The sequence below is a fragment of the Mesorhizobium sp. M7D.F.Ca.US.004.03.1.1 genome, from assembly GCF_003998635.1.
In the GTDB taxonomy this organism is placed as follows: domain Bacteria; phylum Pseudomonadota; class Alphaproteobacteria; order Rhizobiales; family Rhizobiaceae; genus Mesorhizobium; species Mesorhizobium loti.
Genome location: NZ_RZQG01001369.1, coordinates 1 through 1,125, shown reverse-complemented (window position 1 = coordinate 1,125; position 1,125 = coordinate 1). Strand labels below are relative to the sequence as shown.

Here is a 1,125-nt window from a genome sequence, read left to right as displayed (position 1 = left end):
GTCGACACCATCCCCTTCCCGGCCGCCGGGCGAGAGCAGGAGACACTGGATCGTTTCGAGGCCGTCAGCCGCGACCGGCGCGCCGCCGCGCTGATCGTTGAGCCGCTGGTGCTCGGCGCCGGCGGCATGCTGATGTATCCGGCTTCGGTTCTGACGGAATTGAAGAAGATTGCCGAAGCCTCCGGCACGCTGCTGATCGCCGACGAGGTGATGACCGGCTGGGGGCGCACCGGAACCATGTTCGCCTGCGAGCAGGCGTCCATTTCTCCGGATATCCTGTGTACCTCGAAGGGCTTGACCGGTGGCGCCATCCCGCTGGCCGCTACGCTCGCCACCGACGCCATCTTCGAAGCTCACTATTCGACGGACCGGAAGAAAACCTTCTTTCATTCGAGCTCCTACACCGCCAACCCGATCGCCTGCGCGGCCGCACTCGCCAATGTCGAGATCTGGCGCGACGAGCCGGTGGCCGAGCGGATCGCGGCCTTGAGCGCGATGCAGGCCGCCGGGCTTCGGCGCTTTCGCGACAATGCCAACTTCACCGACTGCCGGGCAACCGGCACGATCTTGGCTCTCGACCTGCGCGCCGGCTCGGCCGGCTATCTGGCCGAGATCGGCCCGAAGCTGCGCGCGTTCTTCCTCGACCAGGGGCTGCTTGTGCGTCCGCTCGGCAACGTCCTCTACCTTCTCCCACCCTATTGCATCACTGGCGGCGAGTTGGACGGGCTCCATGACGCCATCGAGGAGGCCGGCGAGCGCTTCGGTTCGAGGCCATGAGCAGGTCGTCGCGCATTCTCGGATTTGGCCATCACGCGCCTGGGCGCAAGGTGGCGAATGCCGAGATCGAGAATAATCTCGGTCTCGAACCTGGCTGGATTGAAAGGCGTACCGGAATTCGTTCGCGCTTCTGGGCAACGGACGAAGACACGCTGTCTGGTCTTGCCACGCAGGCTGGCGACATGGCGCTGGCGAACGCCGGTATTGACCGCAGCGACATCGGGCTGCTGTTGCTTGCCACCTCCACGCCCGACCACCTTCTGCCACCCAGTGCACCCCTGGTCGCGCACAAACTCGGCCTCGGTCGCGCAGGCGCGGGCGATCTGACCGGCGCCTGCGCGACCGAGG

At 66.0% G+C, this 1,125-nt stretch carries 1 protein-coding gene and 1 pseudogene; both read left to right on the top strand.

Features of this window, described 5'->3' with window-relative positions:
* A partial coding sequence (locus tag EN935_RS37155; protein WP_127374295.1) for an aminotransferase class III-fold pyridoxal phosphate-dependent enzyme occupies positions 1–777 on the top strand: 777 nt, incomplete at its 5' end.
* Positions 774–1,125 (top strand): annotated as a pseudogene (locus EN935_RS37150) (3-oxoacyl-ACP synthase); the annotation flags it as partial. The gene EN935_RS37155 and the pseudogene EN935_RS37150, both read left to right, overlap by 4 nt.